Genomic DNA, 585 nt, shown 5'->3' with positions numbered 1-585 from the left:
TACTCGTCAGCATTAATGTGGTTTGTCCCACGACAGTGGTTAATCGAAGTTGGCTTAAAGCGGTGGAGTGCTTCCAAAAAAAGTTCAGACTTTGTCTTTGGTCGGGGCCGATGTAGCCTAATTTCCCGGTCGCTTGAAAATCATGGATGGTTTCAAGACGTTGTTCATGAGCTTGCCATTCGACGCTGGTGACGCTTTCAGGAACGGAACTACACCCAGCGAGAATAAGGCTCGACAAGAGAAAGATGAGAAAGGAACGTAAGGTCATGTTTGATGGCTTATTAATCAGTTTCATCGGGAATCGCTCACAACTATAGCATTGAAAAGACGGACTTAGGAAAACAAATCCGGCTTACCCTTTCAATAAATGCGTGCTTACAGTAAAATTCTGAACCTATTTTATAACCGATCTCAGAGATACCACGTTAGATGTCCTTGCTTGCTATTGGAATTAATCACAATACAGCGTCTGTTGACTTGCGAGAGAAAGTGGCGTTCGGGCCTGATAAGCTCGGCCCTGCACTTGAGCAACTCAGAGAGCACGAAGCGGTTAACGGCAGTGTGATTGTTTCAACCTGTAACCGT

Annotated in this window: 1 protein-coding gene and 1 pseudogene; one reads left to right on the top strand and one right to left on the bottom strand. The window is 45.1% G+C overall.

Annotation, left to right across the window (positions count from 1 at the left end; all coding sequences use genetic code 11):
- Positions 1-268, bottom strand: a 268-nt coding sequence (locus R8N49_RS28985) for a lipoprotein insertase outer membrane protein LolB (protein WP_318190684.1), incomplete at its 3' end; no start/stop codon positions are given.
- A 161-nt stretch (positions 269-429) separates the two neighbouring features.
- Here R8N49_RS28985 and hemA point away from each other — a divergent pair.
- A pseudogene (gene hemA / locus R8N49_RS28980) lies at positions 430-585 on the top strand (glutamyl-tRNA reductase); the annotation flags it as partial.

Source organism: Vibrio sp. 1978 (assembly GCF_033344345.1).
Note: the sequence above shows the minus strand (reverse complement) of the source record. Positions and strands in the feature narration are given on the sequence as shown.